Origin of the sequence: Pseudoduganella guangdongensis, from assembly GCF_009857475.1 — a bacterium.
GTDB lineage: Bacteria > Pseudomonadota > Gammaproteobacteria > Burkholderiales > Burkholderiaceae_D > Rugamonas > Rugamonas guangdongensis.
On sequence record NZ_WWCJ01000001.1, the window covers coordinates 125411 to 143503 of the forward strand.

The following is an 18093-nucleotide window of genomic DNA, read 5'->3' on the forward strand; positions in this document are numbered from 1 at the left end:
TGAGTATGCTGCGTCGCGGCATATTGTTCCAATTTATTTTTGGAATCCCAGTCATTCCATTTCTTTATATCTTGGCCACGCAGTCGATCTTCACGTCGCGGCGCTCGTAGTCGCCCATCACGCCGGTGCCATTGCTCAGGGTGCAGACCTGGCCGGCCGGCTGGTCCTTGATGGTCAGGCCGTAGGTCTGGCCGACCGGAATGTTGCCGAAGGTGAAGGTCGGCGCGCCTTTGGTAATGCTGAGCGGGGAGCCGAAGCTGCCATTGATGATGGTCAGGCCGTCGCCGGTCAGGTTGGTGATGGTGCCGCCCAGGGCGAAGGTCTTCTGGGCGCAGTTGACCACCACGTTGATGCTGGTGGTGTGGCCGGCCGAGCCCTGGCCGCTGGTGCCGGCGACTTCGCACACCATGTAGGCCGGGGACGACTTGACGCTCACGTTGTACATGGTGCCGTAGGAAATGCTGTTCGGGAAGCTGAAGCTGGAGGCGCCGGCCGGCACCTTCAGCGGATCGCTACCATTGTTTTCCAGCACCAGGCCGTCGCTGGTCAGGCCGAACACCGTGCCGCTGATGGTGAAGCTGGCCTTGCCACCACAGCCGGCCAGGGCCACCGCCAGCAGGGCGGCGCCAAAGAGTTTTGCTTTCATCGGGTTTTCCTAAATTATTGGCAAGTGACGTTCACGTTGGCAACCTTTTGCGCCAGCGGCATGACACCCGAGGCGTTGGCCAGGGCGCAGGTCTGGCCGGCCGGCTGCGACAGGATGGTGACGCCGTACGGGGCCAGGTTGTTGATCTTGGTCGCGAACTCCCAGCGCGTGCTATTGGCCGGCACGGCCACGGTCAGGGGGCCGTTGGCCAGCACCAGGCCGCTGGTGGTCAGGTTGCTCACTTCGCCGCCCAGCTCGTACGTATTCGGGGTGCAGGTGACCACGGTTTGCTGGTAAGAGTAGTAGTTGATCTTGCCGGTGTTGTTGGCGAGCTTGCATACCGTGCCGTCCGGCGGGGTCTTGATCGTGACGTTGAAGGCGGCGTCCGGTTCCATCAAGGTCTTGAAGGTGGCGGTGCCGGAACCGGTCACGAGCAGCTCGTCGCCGCCATTGTTCAGCAGCACCAGGCCGGTGCGGTCCAGACCCACCACCTGGACCACCAGGGGCAGGCTGCCATTGCCACCGCCACCGCAGGCGGCCAGGCCGGCGGCGCACAGCAGGGCTGCGGCGGCAGACAGATACTTACTCTTCATTCCACATTCTCCAGTCGGTTTCGCGCGTCGGCGCCGTTCAAATCGGCGCCTATTTTAGTGCATTTGCCACATCTTTAGCCGTTTTGGCTTGCTTTTCCCTTGTAACAGCTTGCAACCGGGCTTGGTACAATGGCCGCCATGAAGCCCAAAGCCATCCTGTTCGACCTGGACGATACCCTGTGGCCGATCGCGCCCGTCATCGCCGCAGCGGAAGTGACCCTGCACGCCTGGCTCACCACGCACGCGCCGAAAGTGGCGGCGGCGTGGTCGATCGAGGCCCTGCGCGCGCACCGCGCCGAGCTGGCGGCGGCCCGGCCCGAGCTGCTGATCGACCTCGGCCAGCTGCGCCGCGCCAGCCTGCAGGCGGCCTTCGCGGCGGCGGGCGAGGCGGAGCACCAGGTGGACGGCGCCATGACCCACTTTTTTGCCGCGCGCAACGCCGTCACGCCCTACGACGACGTGCTGCCCGGCCTGCTCAAGCTGCGCCAGCACGTGCAGCTGGGCGCCATCAGCAATGGCAATGCCAACCTTGAAGTGATCGGCCTGGCCCACCATTTTGAGGTATCGCTGGCGGCCGCGCATTTCGGCGCCGCCAAGCCGGACCCGGGCATCTTCCGTGCCGCCTGCCAGGCGCTCGGCGTGGCGCCGTCCGACGCGGTCTATGTCGGCGACGACCTGGCGCTGGACGTGGCGGGGGCGCAGGCGGCCGGCCTGCGTGCGGTGTGGATGAACCGGCGTGGCGCTGCCTTGCCGGACGGCGCGCCGCAACCGGACGCGATTTGTGCCACGCTTGATGAACTGCTTGCGTGGCTGGAACAACAGTTGGCAGAATAGACGTATGCATCTCGATATCCGTGCCCAAACCCTGCTCAAAGCCCTGGTCGAGCGTTATATCGCCGACGGCCAGCCGGTCGGCTCGCGCGCCCTGTCCAAGCTGTCCGGCCTGGAGCTCTCGCCCGCCACCATCCGCAACGTCATGGCGGACCTGGAGGAGCAGGGCTATGTGTCCAGCCCGCACACCTCGGCCGGGCGCATCCCGACCCCGCGCGGCTACCGCATCTTCGTCGACACCCTGTTGACGGTGCAGCATATCGATGAAAGCGCGATGCAGGCCGGCCTGCGCGGCAACTCGCCGCAGCCGCAAAAGCTGATCGCCAACGCGGCCCAGATGCTGTCCTCGCTGACCCAGTTCGCCGGCGTGGTGCTGGCGCCGCGCCATGAGTCGGTGTTCCAGCAAATCGAATTCCTGCGGCTGGGCGAAAAGCGCGTGCTGCTGGTGATCGTGGCGCCCTCGGGCGACGTGCAGAACCGCATCCTGCTGACCGACGTCGACTACACGCCGGCCCAGCTGCAGCAGTCGGCCAATTTCATCAACCAGCATTATTCCGGCCTGTCGTTCGACGACGTGCGCGGCCGCCTGCAGGGCGAGCTGCGCCAGCTGCGCGACGATATGGGGCGCCTGATGCAGGCGGCGGTGGAGGCCGGCAGCGAAGCGATGGCCGAATCGTCCGAGGATATGGTGATCGCGGGCGAACGCAACCTGCTGTCGGTGAGCGACCTGTCTTCCAATATGTCCTCGCTGCGCGCCATGTTCGACCTGTTCGAGCAGAAAACCGGGCTGGTGCAGCTGCTGGACGTGTCGTCCAAGGCGTCCGGCGTGCAGATTTTCATCGGCGGCGATTCGCAGCTGGTGCCGATGGATGAAATGAGCGTGGTGACCGCGCCTTACGAGGCGAACGGCAAGATCGTGGGGACGCTGGGGGTGATCGGGCCGACCCGCATGGCGTATGAGCGGGTGATTCCGATTGTGGATATCACGTCGCGGCTGCTGTCGAATGCTTTGAGCAACCAGTAAAAAAAATGGGGACGTACCCCATTTTTTTAGTGCTTGTGCGGGCACTGCTCCTTGGTGCAGGTGCCGTAGATCGCCAGCGCATGCTCGGCAATCTTGAAGCCGCGTTCGGCGGCGATGCGCTGCTGGCGCTTTTCAATCTCGTCGTCCACGAATTCCTCCACGCGGCCGCAGTCCAGGCACACCAGGTGGTCGTGGTGCGAGCCTTCGTTCAGCTCGAAAATCGCCTTGCCGCTCTCGAAGTGGTTGCGGTGCAGCAGGCCGGCCTGCTCGAACTGGGTCAGCACGCGGTACACCGTGGCCAGGCCGACATCCATATTCTCGGCCAGCAGCAGCTTGTACACGTCTTCCGCCGTCAAGTGGCGCACGGGGCTGCTCTGAAAAATATCAAGGATCTTCAGGCGCGGCAGGGTAGCCTTCAGGCCGGACGCCTTCAGGTCGGTAGGGCTGTTACTCATGTTTGCTAACGTCAGTTGCGGGAAGTGCTTTATGATATAGCGTTTTAGGCACTTCTGCTCACGGAATTGAGGTTTCATAACATGCGTTCCACCCCGCTGTCTTTGTTGCAACGTAGCACTCCGCTGCTGGCCGCCGCCCTGTTGGCCGCCTGCGCCAGCAAGCCGGCCACGGTGACCCCGGTCGAGGCTTCCCAGGGCGCCCAGACCAGCACCATCACCCAGGTGCAGAAATTCCTGTGGTTCTTCTCGCCCTACCGGCCGGATATCCAGCAGGGCAACTTCGTTTCGCAGGAAATGCTGGCCCAGCTCAAGACCGGCATGGGCAAGGACCAGGTGAAATTCCTGCTCGGCACCCCGCTCATGGCCGACCCCTTCCACGCCCAGCGCTGGGACTACCCGTTCCGCCTGGCCAAGGGCAATGGCGAGCTGACCACCAGCACGGTGGTGGTGTATTTCGACAAAGACGACAAGGTGGCGCGCTTCGAAGGCGGCAACCTGCCGACCGAGCAGGAGTACATTGCCCGCATCGCCGGCCCGATCAAGGATTTCAAGCGCGCCGAAAACGCCAAAGGCAACGCCGCGCCGGGCAAGGCGCCGCTGCCGGGCGGCCAGGAATCGGGCCAGAAGCAATAAAGGATAGAGCATGACGCAATTGAAAATCGCCATCGCCGGCGCCAGCGGCCGCATGGGCCATATGCTGATCGAGGCGGTGCAGGCGGCGCCGGACGCGCGCCTGGCCGGCGCCCTGGACCGCGCCGGTTCGCCCGCCCTGGGCCAGGACGCGGCGGCCTTCACCGGCCAGCCGGCCGGCGTGGCCGTGACGGCCGACCTGGCCACCGGCCTGGCCGAGGCCGACGTGCTGATCGACTTCACCCGCCCGGAAGGCACGCTGGAGCACCTGGCTTACTGCGCCGAGCATGGCGTGAAGCTGGTGATCGGCACCACCGGCTTTGACGAAGCGGGCAAGGCGGCCATCGCCAAGGCGGCCGAGAAGACCGCCATCGTGTTCGCGCCGAATATGAGCGTGGGCGTGAACGTGACCCTCAAGCTGCTGGAATTCGCGGCCAAGCAGTTCGACATCGGCTACGACATCGAGATCATCGAGGCGCACCACCGCCACAAGGTGGACGCGCCGTCCGGCACCGCGCTGAAAATGGGCGAGGTGATCGCCGACGCCCTGGGGCGCGACCTGAAAAAGGTCGGCGTGTTCGCGCGCGAAGGCGTGACCGGCCCGCGCGACCCGTCGCAGATCGGCTTTGCCACCGTGCGCGGCGGCGACATCATCGGCGACCATACCGTGATGTTCGCGACCGAGGGCGAGCGCATCGAAATCAGCCACAAATCGTCCTCGCGCCAGCACTACGCCAACGGCTCGCTGCGCGCGGCGCAGTTCCTGGCCGATAAAAAGACCGGCCTTTACGATATGTACGACGTGCTGGGCCTGAACGGCTGATGGAGCACTTCACCTTCGCCAGCTACTGGGAACGCGGCGACGCGATCAGCCACGGTGTGGCTTACCTGCTGCTGGCGATGTCGCTGGCGTCCTGGTTCTTCATCCTGTGGAAGGGCTGGGCCTCCTGGCGCACCCGGCGCGCGGCGCCGGCGGTGCAGGCCTTCTGGGATGCGCCGACCGTGGCCGATGGCGTGGCCTTGATGGCGGCGCGCGACCAGGAAGGCATTTTCGCGGCCGTGGCGCAAGCTGCGTCCGGCCAGCTGGCGCGCGCCAAAGCTGGCAGCATCGCCGCCGAGATGGGGCGCAGCGAACAGGCCACGCGCGTGCTGCGCGACGCCATCCATGCCTCGACCACGCGGCTGGAGACCGGCTTGACCCTGCTGGCGTCGATCGCTTCCACCGCGCCGTTTGTCGGCCTGCTCGGCACCGTGTGGGGCATTTACCATGCGCTGGCGGCGGTGTCGTCGTCGGGCACGGTGCAGATCGACAAGGTGGCCGGGCCGGTGGGCGAGGCCTTGATCATGACCGGCGTCGGCCTGGTGGTGGCAATTCCGGCGGTGCTGGCGTATAACGGTTTTAACCGCATCAACCGCATTACGCTGTCCGAGCTGGACGCGTTTGCGCATGATTTGCACGCTTACCTGACCAAGGGGTAAGGCCATGGCCTTCGGCGCCTTCAACCATCACCGGCAACGCGAGTCCATGGCGGACATCAATGTCACGCCGATGGTGGACGTGATGCTGGTGCTGCTGGTGATCTTCATCATCAGCGCGCCGATGTTTACCAATGCGGTGCAGCTGGAACTGCCGAAGGCGCAGGCCAAGGCCGTGCCGCAGGAGGCCGAGACGGTGTCGATCGCGATCGATGCCGCCGGGACGATTTACTGGAATAACGATGCCTTGGCGCCGGGCGGGCTGGAACAGCGCCTGGTGCAGGCGGCGGGTGTGTCGCCGCAGCCGGAGTTGCAGCTGCGCGCGGATAAGGATACCCGTTATGAAGTGGTGGCGCAGGTGATGGCGGCGGCGCAGTCGCATGGCCTTACTCGCCTGGGTTTTGTCACCGATCCGAAGGAAAAGAAATAATGGCCATTGCCACTTTGAACGGCGCCGTGATCGGCGATGAGGCTGCATTCCATGCGGCGTGCCAGGCGGAGCTGGGGTTTCCGGCTTCGTATACCAGCTCGATTGACGCTTGGGTGGATTGCCTGTCTTACCTGCGCGATGATGACAATATGACCAAGTTCAGGCTCAAGCCGAACGAGGTGCTGGAGATTGTGATCACCGATTCGAAGAAGATGCCGCAGGATCTGCTGGAGGAGGTTTCCTTTTGCGTGGGCGGCATCAATGAGCGCTATGAGGATTACGGCGAGAAGCCGGCGTTGAAGCTGACTTTGCGCTAGACCCGGCAAGGCGGGGTCTGACCCTCGGGTCAGACCCTGGTTTACCGGGTTTGCTCGCCCGGCGCCAACGTCAGCACATCAAAGCCGGTCTCAGTCACCGCCACCATATGCTCCCACTGCGCCGACAGCGAGCGGTCGGCGGTCACCACCGTCCACCCATCCGGCAGCGCACGCGTCGGATGCTTGCCGGCATTAATCATCGGCTCGATGGTAAACACCATGCCCGGCTCCAGCACCATCCCGGTCCCAGGCTTGCCATAGTGCAGCACCTGCGGATCCTCGTGGTACACCATGCCAATGCCATGCCCGCAATAATCGCGCACCACGCTATAGCCGGCCGCCTCGGCCAGCTTCTGGATCGCATGCCCCACATCGCCCAGGCGCGCACCCGGCTTCACCGCGCGGATGCCAGCCCACATGGCGTCATACGTCACCTCGCACAGCTTCTGCGCCGCCTTGGACGGGGTGCCGACGTAGTACATGCGGCTGGTGTCGCCAAACCATTCATCCTTGATTACGGCCACATCGATGTTGATGATGTCGCCGTCCTTCAGTATCTTCTTCGGCGTCGGGATGCCGTGGCACACCACCTCGTTGACCGAGGTGCAGACGGTGCCGGTAAAGCCGCCATAGCCGACATTGGCCGGAATCACCTTCAGCGTGTTGACGATGTAGTCGTTGCACAGCTGGTCCAGCTGGGCGGTGGTGGCGCCCGGCTTGACGTGCGGGGCGATGAAGGTGAGAACGTCGGCCGCCAGCTGGCCGGCCACGCGCGCGAGTTCCACCTGGTCGGGTGTCTTGATCAGGATGGCTTTGTTGTTACGCTTGCGCATGGCGGGACTTTCTGAAAGCGGAAGGGGCGCATGGTATCACAGGCGCCCATCCCCGGCTCAGTCCACTTTGGCCTTGTCGAAGTGCGGGTTCTGGATCAGGCCAAGGATGTTGCCGAACGGGTCGGCCAGGTCGACCACGCGGATGCCTTCGCCCACGTCCTCGATCTTGGAGTGAGCGCTCGCTCCCAGTGCGATGATGCGTTCGACTTCCTTATCGATGTCGTCCACGCCCCAGTAGACCTGGGTACCGGTCTTGCCCGGCGCGCCATCGGGCAGCAGGCCCAGCTCGAAACCGCCGATCTCAAAGCCAACGTAGAACGGTTGGTCGAAGTAGGGTTCTTTCTGGAAGACCTGGCTGTACCAGGCCTTGCCGGCTTGCAGGTCGGGGGTGGGGTAGATGGCGGTGCGCAAACCTTTGATCATGCTGTTTCTCCTCTATGGCGTTGTGGATGGATGCATCTTGCCACGCCGGTTGGCGTCGCGATTGGAAAAATGGAAACTAGTCGAGCAGCAGGTCTTCCGCGCGCCGGTAGGCATGGCGCCGCTCTACGCGGTCGTGCCGGAGTTGCGGGGCTAACAGCACGTCCGGGGGCAATGGGTGTGCTGTCGCTGGGCGCGGCGCGGCCGGCGGCTGGCTATGCGGGCGGAAGTGCGGCAGGCTGGCGATACGCTCGCTTTCGCGCTGGGCGCGGCGCAGGCGTTGTGCTTGCGTCCAGGCGCGTTCGCCCGGCATCTGGATGTAGATCGCGCTCCAGGCGTTGCGCACGCTGCCGATGGCCTGCTGGGCAAACTGGTTGGGCGACAGGCACATGGCGTTGTAAACCAGGTCGTCGCCGACCACGGCGGCGTAGCGCGTAGCGGCATGGCTGGCGATCCTGAGCCGCGTGCCGTCGGGCAGGAAAAGCGCTTTCCAGAAGTAGCCGCGCTGGCCCTTCGGCTTGGCCAGCTCAAGCTGGTGGGCGAGCCAGTCGTCGATGGCCCTGTCGGCCAGCTCGCTCAGTTCGTCTTCTTTGCAATGGTCGCGCTGGAAGTCCATCAGGGCGCGCAGGGTGCGGGGTGCGATGGCGATGCATATAGTGGGTGTCACGATTGCCTCCCTCGGGAGAAAGTGGGATTTTTGGTCGAAATTGGCCTGACCACTCCGGGATTTTTGACGATTTTCGGCCCTCTAAATGGGATTTTTGTACTTAGACAAGCAAAATCCCATTTGTTCCCGATTTTTCGATAAAAATCCCGGAGTGGTCAGGCCAATTTAAGCCGAAAATCCCACTTTCTCCCGACACTGTGCCGCGGCTTACCCTTTACCTACATGGGTGTCGGGCGAATTGCCGGTGAAGTCGTGGAAGTCGCGGATCAGGTGGGATTGGTCGAAGTAGCCGCTGTCGAGGGCGAGGCCGGCCCAGTCGCGGCCATGGGCGCCGGCCTCGGTCGCGAGGGCGGCGGCGCGCGCGCTGCGGAAGCGGCAGATGCGGGCAAACAGTTTGGGCGAGAGGCCGACGTGGTCGCGGAACTGGGCCGCCAGGTATTGGCGCGAGACGCCCAGCGCCGCCGCCAATTGCTCGACGCGCAGGGCGCCGCCGCTGGCCTCCAGCTCGGCCACCGCGCGCAAGGCCAGCGCCTGGCCGGGCGTGCCCACTGCCGGCGCCAAGGTGCGCACCGGCGGCACGCCGCCGCCGCGCGACGCCAAGCCCGTGACCAGGGCGGTGGCCGCGCGCGCACCCGGCGAGGCGAGGGCAAGGCGAGCGGAGAGGGCGTCGGCCAGCATGGCCAGGCGCTCCGCATCGCTGCGCGCCACCGACCATAGCGCATCCGCCAGCCGGTCCGCCGCCGAGCGGCCCCACAGCTGGTCCAGGTCGGCGCGGCTATCGACCAGGCCCGCCAGCGGCAAAGGGCCGAGGAACAGGCTGGCCGCCCCGGCCCGGAAGCGCACCGCCACCGTGCGCAGGCGACGCGCCGCCGGCACATCGAACCAGGTACTCATCATGCCGACAAAGAAAGCCGTCCCATTATCCTGCCACAGGATATCGGTCCGGTTATCCGGCAGCACGCGGTGCGAGACGGGCAGGGCGGCCGGGCCGCCCGAGGTCTCGGACAGCCACAGGCAATCCACCAGCCCGGCCAGCCCCGGCGGTGGGGGAAATTCCTGATATCTCATATTGACTTCATTCTGACGCGCCGCACCAAATGCATTGTTATAATGAAGGGTTCATATCCATCCATTTTAGTGCGCCACATCATGCAAGAAAAATATAGTCCAGCAGAAGTCGAAAAAGCCGCCCAATCGCACTGGAAGGCGATCGACGCCTACAAAGCGGTCGAGAACGACCCACGTTTCCCAAAAGGCAAGTATTACGCTTGCTCCATGCTGCCCTACCCATCGGGCAAGCTGCACATGGGCCACGTGCGCAACTATACGATCAATGACGTGATGTACCGCTACCTGCGGATGAACGGCTACAACGTGCTGATGCCGATGGGCTGGGACGCCTTCGGCATGCCGGCAGAAAACGCGGCAATGGCCAACAACGTGCCGCCGGCAAAATGGACTTACTCCAACATCGACCACATGAAAGAGCAGATGGAGTCGATGGGCCTGGCGATCGACTGGTCGCGCGAAATGGCCGCCTGCAAGCCGGAATACTACAAGTGGAACCAGTGGATGTTCCTGAAGATGCTGGAGAAGGGCATCATCTACCAGAAGACCGGTACCGTGAACTGGGACCCGATCGACCAGACCGTGCTGGCCAACGAGCAGGTGGTCGATGGCCGCGGCTGGCGTTCGGGCGCGCTGATCGAAAAGCGCGAAATCCCGATGTACTACATCCGCATCACCGACTACGCCGACGAGCTGCTGGACTACGTCGACAACAAGCTGCCAGGCTGGCCTGAGCGCGTGCGCATCATGCAGTCGAACTGGATCGGCAAGAGCACCGGCGTGCGCTTCGCCTTCCCGCACCAGATCAAGGGCGCCGACGGCCAGTTGATCAACGACGGCAAGCTGTACGTGTTCACCACCCGTCCCGACACCGTGATGGGCGTGACCTTCTGCGCCGTGGCCGCCGAGCACCCGCTGGCCGCCCACGCCGCGCAGGACAAGCCGGAACTGCAAGCCTTCATCGCCGAATGCAAGATGGGCTCCGTGATCGAAGCCGACATGGCAACGATGGAGAAGAAGGGCATGCCGACCGGCCTGTTCGTGACCCACCCCCTGACCGGCGCGCAAGTCGAAGTCTGGATCGGCAACTACGTCCTGATGACCTACGGCGACGGCGCCGTGATGGGCGTGCCGGCGCACGACGAGCGCGACTTCGCCTTCGCCAAGAAATACAATCTGCCGATCAAGCAAGTGATCGCGGCCGAAGGCCAGTCCTACTCCGACGAAGCCTGGCAGGAATGGTACGGCGACAAGTCGATTTCCGTGGTGACCAACTCCGGCAAGTACGACGGCCTGCGTTACAGCGATGCGCTGGAAGCGATCGCCGCCGACCTGGCCGCCAAGGGCCTGGGCGAGAAGAAGACCACCTTCCGCCTGCGCGACTGGGGCATCTCGCGCCAGCGCTACTGGGGCACCCCGATCCCGATGATCCACTGCGAGTCCTGCGGCTCGGTGCCAGTGCCGGAGAAGGACCTGCCGGTGGTGCTGCCGGAAGACTGCGTGCCGGACGGCACCGGCAACCCGCTGAACAAGCATGAAGCCTTCCTCAAGTGCGACTGCCCGAAATGCGGCAAGCCGGCGCGCCGCGAGACCGACACCATGGACACCTTCGTCGACTCGTGCTGGTACTACATGCGCTATACCTCGCCAGGCAGCGATGCCGCGATGGTCGACGCCCGCAACGATTACTGGATGCCGATGGACCAGTACATCGGCGGCATCGAGCACGCCGTGCTGCACTTGCTGTACGCGCGCTTCTGGACCAAGGTGATGCGCGACTTCGGCCTGGTCAAGTTCGACGAGCCGTTCACCAACCTGCTGACCCAGGGCATGGTGCTGAACGAGACCTACTACCGCGAAGACGCGGCCGGCAAGAAGACCTGGTTCAACCCGGCCGACGTGGACCTGACCACCGACGACCGTGGCCGTCCAGTCTCCGCCTTGCTGCGCGCCGATAACGCGCCGGTGCAGATCGGCGGCACGGAGAAGATGTCCAAGTCGAAGAACAACGGCATCGACCCGCAAGCCCAGATCGAGCAGTACGGCGCCGACACCGCGCGCCTGTTCACCATGTTCGCTTCGCCGCCGGAGCAGACCCTGGAGTGGTCCGGCTCGGGTGTGGAAGGCTCCAACCGCTTCCTGAAGCGCGTGTGGAACTTCGGCTACGCGCAACGCGACGCGATCCGCGCCGCCGGCTCGCCGCTGGCCGTGGCCGCCTCCACCGACGAAGGCAAGACCCTGCGCCGCGAAATGCACAAGGTGCTGCAGCAGGCCGACTACGACATCAAGCGCATCCAGTACAACACCGTGGTGTCGGCGTGCATGAAGATGCTGAACACCCTGGAGTCCGCCAAAGGCGTGGAGCCGGCGGTGCTGGCCGAAGGCTATTCGATCTTCCTGCGCCTGCTGAACCCAGTGGCGCCGCACATCACCCACGTGCTGTGGCAGGAGATGGGTTACGCGGGCGACATCCTGGACGCGGCCTGGCCGCAGGTTGATCCGGCTGCGCTGGAGCAGTCCGAGATCGAGCTGATGATCCAGGTGAACGGCAAGCTGCGCGGCTCGGTCAAAGTGCCGAAGGCCGCCGACAAGGCCGCCATCGAAGCCGCCGCCCTGGCCGAAGAAAGCGTGCAGAAGTTCCTGGAAGGCGCGCCGAAGAAGGTCATCGTGGTGCCGGGCAAGCTGGTTAACATCGTGGTGTAAGGCGCACATGACGACGACTCTGAAAACCCTGCGCAACGTGGTGCTGGCAAGCGCGCTGGCCGCTGCCGCAAGCGGTTGCGGCTTCCACCTGCGCGGCTCGAGCGGCAACTATACGCTGCCGTTTAACGCCCTGTATGTGGCCATGCCGGAGTCGTCGCCGCTGGCGATTGACCTGAAGCGCAATATCCGCGCCAACGGCCATACGGCGGTGGCGGCGCGCGCCGCCGACGCCGACGGCGTGATCGAAGTGATCACCGATCCGGAAAAAACGCGCAGCAAATCCATCCTGTCGCTGAACAGCAATGGCCGCGTGCGCGAATACCTGCTGACCTATAACATCGTGTTCCGCGTGGCCGACAAGGCCGGCAACGAGCTGCTGGCGCCGACCCAGATCACGCTGGGCCGCCCGATCGAGTTCAAGGAAGACCAGTTGCTGGCGAAAGAGCAGGAAGAAGCCTTGCTGTACAAGGACATGCAGACCGACCTGGTGCAGCAGATGATGCGCCGCATGGCCGCCATCAAGCCGGGCACGCCGGCCCCGGCGCCGACCCCGTCCGGCGTGCTGCCGGGCGTGCTGGGCACCCCGGACGCCACCGGCAGCGGTAGCGGCATGCCGGCCGCGCCGGTGATCCGCTAAGGCGCGCCGCGATGCAGTTGCGCGCCGACGCCCTGGACGTCCACGTCAGCAAGACGCTGGCGCCGCTGTACGTCATCACCAGCGACGAGCATTTGCTGGCGCTGGAGGCGGCCGACAAGATCCGCCGTGCCGCCCGCGCGCAAGGCTATTCCGAGCGCGACGTGCTGACGGTGGAACGCAATTTCAAATGGGGCGAGCTGCTGGCGGCCAACCAGGCCATGAGCCTGTTCGGCGACAAGAAGCTGATCGAGCTGCGCATCCCGTCCGGCAAACCGGGCAAGGATGGCGGCGCCGCCCTGCAGGCCTACGCGAAAGACTTATCACCCGATAACCTCACGCTGATCACGCTGCCCAAGCTGGACTGGCAGACGCAGAAGGCGGCGTGGGTGGCGGCCTTGCAGCAGGCCGCCGTGTATATCGACATCCCGAGCATCGAGCGCAACGCGCTGCCGGGATGGATCGCGCACCGCCTTGCCGCACAAGGGCAAAGCGCCGACCGCGCCAGCCTGGACTTCATCGCCGACCGCGTTGAAGGCAACCTGCTGGCCGCGCACCAGGAAATCCAGAAACTCGGCTTGCTGCACGAGCCGGGCAAGCTGGCCCACGAGCAGGTGCAAGACGCCGTGCTCAATGTCGCACGCTACGACGTGTTCAAGCTGTCCGAAGCCATGCTCTCCGGCGACACCGCGCGCCTGATCCGCATGCTGGAGGGCTTGAAAGGCGAGGGCGAAGCGCTGCCGCTGGTCTTGTGGGCCGTCTCCGAAGAAATCCGCACGCTGCTAAAATTAAAGGCAGGCATGGCGCAAGGCCGTCCGCTGCCGGCGCTGCTCAAGGAGTACCGCATCTGGGGCCCGCGCGAACGGCTGATGGAGCCGGCGCTGCGCCGCATTTCGCTGCCGACGCTGGAAGCGGCGCTGCAGCAGGCCGCCCAGGTCGACCGCATGGTGAAAGGCTTGCGCGCCAAAGCGTTCGCCGGCGACCAGTGGGATGCCATGCTGCAGCTGGCGCTGAAGGTCGCAAAAGGTTAATACTATGGACATCAAGCAGTACATGCAGGACATCGGCCAGCGCGCCCGCGCCGCTTCGCGCGGCATGGCGCGCGCCGACAGCGCCACGCGCAACCGCGCACTGGAGCTGATCGCCGCTGCCATCGAACGCGACGCCGACACGCTGCGCGCCGCCAACGAGCGGGACCTGGCCGCCGCGCGCGCCGCCGGCCTGGCGCCGGCCATGCTGGACCGGCTGGCGCTGAGCGACAAAGCCATCGCCACCATGGTGGCCGGCCTGCGCCAGATCGTTTCGCTGCCGGACCCGGTGGGCGAAATCTCGAACGTGAAGATCCGCCCGTCCGGCATCCAGGTCGGCCAGATGCGCGTGCCGCTGGGCGTGATCGGCATCATCTACGAAGCGCGCCCCAACGTCACCGTGGACGCGGCGGGGCTGTGCATCAAGAGCGGCAACGCCACCATCCTGCGCGGCGGTTCGGAGGCGATCAACTGCAACCGCGCCCTTGCCAAGCTGGTGGCCGAGGGCTTGCGCGGCGCCGGCCTGCCGGCCGACGGCGTGCAGGTGGTCGACACCACCGACCGCGCCGCCGTGGGGGCCCTGATCACCATGCCGCAGTTTGTGGACGTGATCGTGCCGCGCGGCGGCAAGGGCCTGATCGCGCGCCTGATGGAAGAAGCCACGGTGCCGATGATCAAGCACCTGGACGGCATCTGCCACGTCTACATCGACGGCAAGGCCGATATCGCCAAGGCGCTGGACATCGGCTTCAACGCCAAGTGCCACCGCTACGGTACCTGCAACACCATGGAAACCCTGCTGGTGGCGCGCAGCATTGCGGCCGAAGTGCTGCCGCAGCTGGCCGCGCGCTACGCCACCGAAAAGGTGGAGCTGCGCGCGGATGCCGAGGCGCACGCCATCCTGGCCGCCGCCGGCTACCCGCACCTGGCGCATGCCAGCGAGGAGGACTGGGCCACCGAGTACCTGGCGCCGATCCTGGCGGTGCGCGTGGTGGACGGGCTGGATGCGGCGATCGAGCATTGCAACACCTGGTCGTCCAAGCACACCGAGGCGATCGTGACCGAGGATTATTCCGCCGCGATGCGCTTCCTGCGCGAGGTCGATTCATCGTCGGTCATGATCAATGCGTCGACGCGCTTTGCGGACGGCTTTGAGTACGGCCTGGGCGCCGAGATCGGCATCTCGAACGATAAGCTGCACGCACGCGGCCCGGTTGGGCTGGAAGGCCTGACTTCCCTTAAATACGTGGTGTTCGGCCACGGTGAGATTAGAAAGTAATTCAATGCTCTGGATTAAAGCGCTGCATATTGTCTTCATCGTGGCCTGGATGGCCGGCTTGTTCTACCTGCCGCGCATCTTCGTCAACCTGGCGATGGACACCTCCGGCCCGAGCACCGAGCGGCTGCTGACGATGGCGCGCAAGCTGTACCGCTTCACCACCATGCTGGCGCTGCCGGCGCTGGTGTTCGGGATCTGGCTGGTGGCGCTGCAGTATGGCGCCAAGATGCCGGGCTGGCTGCATGCCAAGCTGGGCGTGGTGTTCCTGCTGCTGGGGTATCACCATGCTTGCGGTTCTCTGCTTAAGAAGTTTGAACGCGGCGTGAATACGCGCGGTCATGTGTTTTACCGGTGGTTCAATGAAGTACCGGTGCTGATGTTGCTGGCGATTGTGATTCTGGTGGTCGTCAAGCCTTTCTGAAACCGGTAACCCGGTGCCTGACCCGCAGGGTCAGGCACCGATACGCGGCCGCCGCAGGCCGGGTGTCTGACCCTGCGGGTCAGACACCGCTCCACCGGTTTTGCTTTAAACAACGGATAAAGGGTTCCCCAAATGCCATCCTATTTTTGCCCCTGCCCGCGCGGCCTTGAAGCCGCCCTCGCAGAAGAACTGACCGAAATCGCGGCCCAAAGCCCGACCCTGAAGGTCCACAACCAGGTCCCCGGCGGTGTGCACGCCTCCGGCGACCTGTACGACGCCTACCGCATCAACCTGCACTCGCGCATCGCCTCGCGCGTCCTGATGCGCATGGGCGTGTGCCATTACCAGAACGAAAACGACATCTACGACCTGGTCCTCGGCCAGGCCTGGGAAGAATGGTTCGGCATCGACCACACCATCCGGGTCGACGTCACCGCCATCAAATCGCCGCTCAAATCGCTCGAATTCACCACCCTGAAGATCAAGGACGCCGTGTGCGACCGCTTCCGCGACCTGTACGGCAAGCGGCCGTCGGTCGACACGCGCGAACCGGACATGCGCATCTTCGGCTTCCTCGACCAGCGCCAGTTCATGATCTACCTCGACACCTCCGGCGAAGCGCTGTTCAAGCGCGGCTGGCGCGAGGAGACCGGTGACGCGCCGCTGCGCGAGAACCTGGCCGCCGGCCTGCTGCGCGTGTCCGGCTGGAAGCCGGGCATGCCCCTGTTCGACCCGATGTGCGGCTCCGGCACCATCCTGTGCGAAGCGGCGCAGATGGTGCAGGGCATCCCGCCCGGCGCGCGCCGCCGCTTCGCATTCGAGAAATTCCACGACTTCGATCCGGAGCCGTGGAACAAGATGAAGACCGACTTCAAGCCGAATCCGCTGCCGGCCGAACCGACCATTTTTGGTTCGGATATTTCGGGCGATATGGTGGCGATGGCGCGCCATAACCTGCGCTGTGCCGGCATTATGTTCGAGGTGCCGCTCAAGCAGATCGAGGCGCAGCAGGTGCAGGCGCCGACCAAGGAGCCGGGGATCTTGCTGACCAATCCGCCGTATGGCGAGCGGATCGGCGTGCGCGGCGATGCCAGCCTAGAGGAGGATGAACTGGCGCGCAGTTTCTATAGCGCTTTCTCGACCACTTTGAAGCAGCGTTTCAGCGGGTGGACGGCGTACCTGTTCACGGCCGATTTGGGGCTGCCGAAGCTGCTGCGCTTGAAGGAGTCGCGCAAGACGCCGTTCTTCAACGGCGCGCTGGAGTGCCGGCTGTTCCGCTTTGATATGGTGGCGGGGTTCAACCGCAAGCCGCCGGCGGCTGAGTGAATTCGGGGTCAGGTCTGACATTCGGACATTTGGCGGGTATAGTGTCCTATTTCTGCGCTGGCGCGGGCCGCCAAATGACCGAATGACAGACCTGACCCCAAAGCCGCGGGCGTTGGCGGCGATGCTGGCGAGCCTCTCCATGCTGGGGCCGTTTTCGATTGATGCTTATCTTCCGGCTTTCCCGAATATCCAGGCGTCGCTGCATGCGACGCCAATTGAAGTCCAGCAGTCACTGACGGCCTATATGCTGGCCTTTGCGGGCATGGTGTTGTGGCATGGGGCGCTGTCGGATGCGCTCGGGCGGCGCAACGTGATCCTGGTGTCGCTGGTGGCTTTCCTGGTCGGGACTATCGGTTGCGCTTCCGCGCATACCGTCCATTACCTCTGGTTCTTCCGCGTGCTGCAGGGCGTTTCGGCTGGTGCCGGCGTGGTGGTGGGGCGCGCCATCATCCGCGACCTGTATGCCGATGCGGCGGCCGCGCGCCTGCTGTCGATGGTGACCATGATCTTCGCTATCGCGCCGGCCATTGCGCCGGTGCTGGGCGGCGTGATCGTCAAGTATTCGGACTGGCGCACCATTTTCCTGGCGCTGGCCGGGTATACCGTGGTCTTGTTCATCGTCTGCTACCGGCGCCTGCCGGAGACGCTGCCGCGCGAGAAGCGGCAGCCCTTCAATCCGCGCTCGCTGTGGCGCAATTACCGGCAGATCCTGTCCTCGCCGCTGTTCCACCTGAAGACCGGCATCGTCGCCTTCAACTTCGCCGGCCTGTTCCTCTACATTACCGCCGCGCCGGTGGCGCTGCCGACCCAGCTGCACCTGGGGCCGGACCAATTCGCCTGGCTGTTCGTGCCGGCGGTGAGCGGCATCTTCCTTGGCGCGCTGGCGGCCAACCGCATCGCCGGCAAGATCAGCTTCATGCGCCAGATCGGTTATGGCTTCTGCTTCCTGCTGGCGGCGGCGCTGGCCAACGTGCTGCTGCACGCGCTGCTGCCGCCGTCGCTGCCATGGAGCGTGCTGCCGCTGTTCTTCTACACCTTCGGCATGTCGCTGGCGGCGCCCGGCGCCACCTTGCTGGCGCTCGACCTGTTCCCGGATATTCGCGGCACCGTGGCCTCGGTCCAGTCCTTCGCCACCACGCTACTGGGCGCCCTGGTGGCCGGGGTGCTGGCGCCGCTGGCCTCGCATTCGCTGCTGTGGCTCGCTTGCGGGCAGCTGGCTTTGGCCCTCACCGCGCTGGGGCTATGGTTGACGGCGCGCGTCTTGCGGCGCAAGATAAGTGCTTAAATGAAAATCTTGTTGGTAAAAAGTAAA

The 18093-nt window shown here is 64.7% G+C and carries 21 protein-coding genes; 14 read left to right on the forward strand and 7 right to left on the reverse strand.

The annotated features are described in order from the left end of the window. Positions 1–64: 64 nt before the first annotated feature. Both GTP41_RS00595 and GTP41_RS00600 read right to left on the reverse strand, forming a co-directional pair. Positions 65–646 (reverse strand): hypothetical protein, encoded by a 582-nt coding sequence (locus tag GTP41_RS00595; RefSeq protein ID WP_161023612.1) that lies wholly within the window; start codon positions 644–646, stop codon positions 65–67. Between the two features lie 14 nt (positions 647–660). Further along, positions 661–1239 carry a hypothetical protein gene (locus GTP41_RS00600; protein ID WP_161023613.1) on the reverse strand — a complete coding sequence of 193 codons (579 nt, stop codon included), beginning with the start codon at positions 1237–1239 and terminating at the stop codon, positions 661–663. Positions 1240–1368: 129 nt separating this feature from the next. Between GTP41_RS00600 and GTP41_RS00605 the strand changes: the two genes are divergently transcribed. Both GTP41_RS00605 and hrcA read left to right on the forward strand, forming a co-directional pair. Further along, on the forward strand, positions 1369–2073 hold the full coding sequence (locus tag GTP41_RS00605; protein ID WP_371867233.1) for an HAD family hydrolase: 705 nt from the start codon (positions 1369–1371) through the stop codon (positions 2071–2073). 4 nt (positions 2074–2077) lie between these two features. Then, entirely contained in the window at positions 2078–3094 is a 1017-nt protein-coding gene (gene hrcA / locus GTP41_RS00610; protein WP_161023615.1) for a heat-inducible transcriptional repressor HrcA, read from the forward strand. A gap of 26 nt (positions 3095–3120) precedes the next feature. Here hrcA and fur read toward each other — a convergent pair whose 3' ends face one another. Then, on the reverse strand, positions 3121–3549 hold the full coding sequence (gene fur, locus GTP41_RS00615; RefSeq protein WP_161023616.1) for a ferric iron uptake transcriptional regulator: 429 nt from the start codon (positions 3547–3549) through the stop codon (positions 3121–3123). A gap of 81 nt (positions 3550–3630) precedes the next feature. Here fur and GTP41_RS00620 point away from each other — a divergent pair, with 81 nt between their 5' ends. The 5 genes from GTP41_RS00620 to GTP41_RS00640 are packed head-to-tail and all read left to right on the forward strand — an operon-like array spanning position 3631 to position 6402. Then, entirely contained in the window at positions 3631–4182 is a 552-nt protein-coding gene (locus GTP41_RS00620; RefSeq protein WP_161023617.1) for an outer membrane protein assembly factor BamE, read from the forward strand. 10 nt (positions 4183–4192) lie between these two features. Beyond that, positions 4193–5002, forward strand: coding sequence for a 4-hydroxy-tetrahydrodipicolinate reductase (dapB, locus tag GTP41_RS00625; RefSeq protein ID WP_161023618.1), 810 nt, complete (start codon positions 4193–4195; stop codon positions 5000–5002). Then, positions 5002–5658, forward strand: a complete 657-nt coding sequence (locus tag GTP41_RS00630) for a MotA/TolQ/ExbB proton channel family protein (protein WP_161023619.1) — start codon at positions 5002–5004, stop codon at positions 5656–5658. The genes dapB and GTP41_RS00630 overlap by 1 nt, the downstream gene beginning before the upstream one ends. Positions 5659–5662: 4 nt before the next feature. After that, a complete protein-coding gene (locus GTP41_RS00635) occupies positions 5663–6085 on the forward strand; it encodes an ExbD/TolR family protein (protein ID WP_161023620.1) in 423 nt (140 codons plus the stop codon). Beyond that, a complete protein-coding gene (locus GTP41_RS00640; RefSeq protein WP_161023621.1) occupies positions 6085–6402 on the forward strand; it encodes a barstar family protein in 318 nt (105 codons plus the stop codon). Before GTP41_RS00635 ends, GTP41_RS00640 begins: the two co-directional genes overlap by 1 nt. A 41-nt stretch (positions 6403–6443) precedes the next feature. On the opposite strand, the gene map is transcribed toward GTP41_RS00640, so the two are convergent. The 4 genes from map to GTP41_RS00660 all read right to left on the reverse strand — a co-directional run bounded on the left by map (position 6444) and on the right by GTP41_RS00660 (position 9390). After that, positions 6444–7235, reverse strand: a complete 792-nt coding sequence (map, locus tag GTP41_RS00645; protein ID WP_161023622.1) for a type I methionyl aminopeptidase — start codon at positions 7233–7235, stop codon at positions 6444–6446. Between the two features lie 57 nt (positions 7236–7292). Beyond that, positions 7293–7658 carry a VOC family protein gene (locus GTP41_RS00650; protein ID WP_161023623.1) on the reverse strand — a complete coding sequence of 122 codons (366 nt, stop codon included), beginning with the start codon at positions 7656–7658 and terminating at the stop codon, positions 7293–7295. 76 nt (positions 7659–7734) lie between these two features. Then, positions 7735–8322, reverse strand: coding sequence for a hypothetical protein (locus GTP41_RS00655; protein WP_161023624.1), 588 nt, complete (start codon positions 8320–8322; stop codon positions 7735–7737). Between the two features lie 207 nt (positions 8323–8529). Then, entirely contained in the window at positions 8530–9390 is an 861-nt protein-coding gene (locus GTP41_RS00660; protein ID WP_161023625.1) for a helix-turn-helix domain-containing protein, read from the reverse strand. Between the two features lie 81 nt (positions 9391–9471). Here GTP41_RS00660 and leuS point away from each other — a divergent pair, with 81 nt between their 5' ends. From leuS to GTP41_RS00695, 7 genes are all read left to right on the forward strand, one after another. Beyond that, on the forward strand, positions 9472–12093 hold the full coding sequence (gene leuS, locus GTP41_RS00665; RefSeq protein WP_161023626.1) for a leucine--tRNA ligase: 2622 nt from the start codon (positions 9472–9474) through the stop codon (positions 12091–12093). Positions 12094–12100: 7 nt separating this feature from the next. After that, entirely contained in the window at positions 12101–12730 is a 630-nt protein-coding gene (locus GTP41_RS00670) for an LPS-assembly lipoprotein LptE (RefSeq protein ID WP_161023627.1), read from the forward strand. A gap of 11 nt (positions 12731–12741) precedes the next feature. Then, on the forward strand, positions 12742–13758 hold the full coding sequence (gene holA / locus GTP41_RS00675; RefSeq protein WP_161023628.1) for a DNA polymerase III subunit delta: 1017 nt from the start codon (positions 12742–12744) through the stop codon (positions 13756–13758). A 4-nt stretch (positions 13759–13762) separates the two neighbouring features. Next, positions 13763–15034, forward strand: a complete 1272-nt coding sequence (locus tag GTP41_RS00680) for a glutamate-5-semialdehyde dehydrogenase (RefSeq protein ID WP_161023629.1) — start codon at positions 13763–13765, stop codon at positions 15032–15034. A gap of 4 nt (positions 15035–15038) precedes the next feature. After that, entirely contained in the window at positions 15039–15455 is a 417-nt protein-coding gene (locus GTP41_RS00685; protein WP_161023630.1) for a CopD family protein, read from the forward strand. A gap of 132 nt (positions 15456–15587) precedes the next feature. Next, complete coding sequence (locus GTP41_RS00690) at positions 15588–16781, forward strand: THUMP domain-containing class I SAM-dependent RNA methyltransferase (protein ID WP_161023631.1); 1194 nt, start codon at positions 15588–15590, stop codon at positions 16779–16781. A gap of 82 nt (positions 16782–16863) precedes the next feature. Next, positions 16864–18066 carry a multidrug effflux MFS transporter gene (locus GTP41_RS00695; RefSeq protein WP_161023632.1) on the forward strand — a complete coding sequence of 401 codons (1203 nt, stop codon included), beginning with the start codon at positions 16864–16866 and terminating at the stop codon, positions 18064–18066. The last annotated feature ends 27 nt before the right edge of the window (positions 18067–18093 follow it).

Coding starts and splice junctions, on each gene's coding strand:
- GTP41_RS00595 (WP_161023612.1), bottom strand. CDS start 646: ATGAAAGCAAAACTCTTTGGCGCCGCCCTGCTGGCGGTGGCCCTGGCC.
- GTP41_RS00600 (WP_161023613.1), bottom strand. CDS start 1,239: ATGAAGAGTAAGTATCTGTCTGCCGCCGCAGCCCTGCTGTGCGCCGCC.
- GTP41_RS00605 (WP_371867233.1), top strand. CDS start 1,369: ATGGCCGCCATGAAGCCCAAAGCCATCCTGTTCGACCTGGACGATACC.
- hrcA (WP_161023615.1), top strand. CDS start 2,078: ATGCATCTCGATATCCGTGCCCAAACCCTGCTCAAAGCCCTGGTCGAG.
- fur (WP_161023616.1), bottom strand. CDS start 3,549: ATGAGTAACAGCCCTACCGACCTGAAGGCGTCCGGCCTGAAGGCTACC.
- GTP41_RS00620 (WP_161023617.1), top strand. CDS start 3,631: ATGCGTTCCACCCCGCTGTCTTTGTTGCAACGTAGCACTCCGCTGCTG.
- dapB (WP_161023618.1), top strand. CDS start 4,193: ATGACGCAATTGAAAATCGCCATCGCCGGCGCCAGCGGCCGCATGGGC.
- GTP41_RS00630 (WP_161023619.1), top strand. CDS start 5,002: ATGGAGCACTTCACCTTCGCCAGCTACTGGGAACGCGGCGACGCGATC.
- GTP41_RS00635 (WP_161023620.1), top strand. CDS start 5,663: ATGGCCTTCGGCGCCTTCAACCATCACCGGCAACGCGAGTCCATGGCG.
- GTP41_RS00640 (WP_161023621.1), top strand. CDS start 6,085: ATGGCCATTGCCACTTTGAACGGCGCCGTGATCGGCGATGAGGCTGCA.
- map (WP_161023622.1), bottom strand. CDS start 7,235: ATGCGCAAGCGTAACAACAAAGCCATCCTGATCAAGACACCCGACCAG.
- GTP41_RS00650 (WP_161023623.1), bottom strand. CDS start 7,658: ATGATCAAAGGTTTGCGCACCGCCATCTACCCCACCCCCGACCTGCAA.
- GTP41_RS00660 (WP_161023625.1), bottom strand. CDS start 9,390: ATGAGATATCAGGAATTTCCCCCACCGCCGGGGCTGGCCGGGCTGGTG.
- leuS (WP_161023626.1), top strand. CDS start 9,472: ATGCAAGAAAAATATAGTCCAGCAGAAGTCGAAAAAGCCGCCCAATCG.
- GTP41_RS00670 (WP_161023627.1), top strand. CDS start 12,101: ATGACGACGACTCTGAAAACCCTGCGCAACGTGGTGCTGGCAAGCGCG.
- holA (WP_161023628.1), top strand. CDS start 12,742: ATGCAGTTGCGCGCCGACGCCCTGGACGTCCACGTCAGCAAGACGCTG.
- GTP41_RS00680 (WP_161023629.1), top strand. CDS start 13,763: ATGGACATCAAGCAGTACATGCAGGACATCGGCCAGCGCGCCCGCGCC.
- GTP41_RS00685 (WP_161023630.1), top strand. CDS start 15,039: ATGCTCTGGATTAAAGCGCTGCATATTGTCTTCATCGTGGCCTGGATG.
- GTP41_RS00690 (WP_161023631.1), top strand. CDS start 15,588: ATGCCATCCTATTTTTGCCCCTGCCCGCGCGGCCTTGAAGCCGCCCTC.
- GTP41_RS00695 (WP_161023632.1), top strand. CDS start 16,864: ATGACAGACCTGACCCCAAAGCCGCGGGCGTTGGCGGCGATGCTGGCG.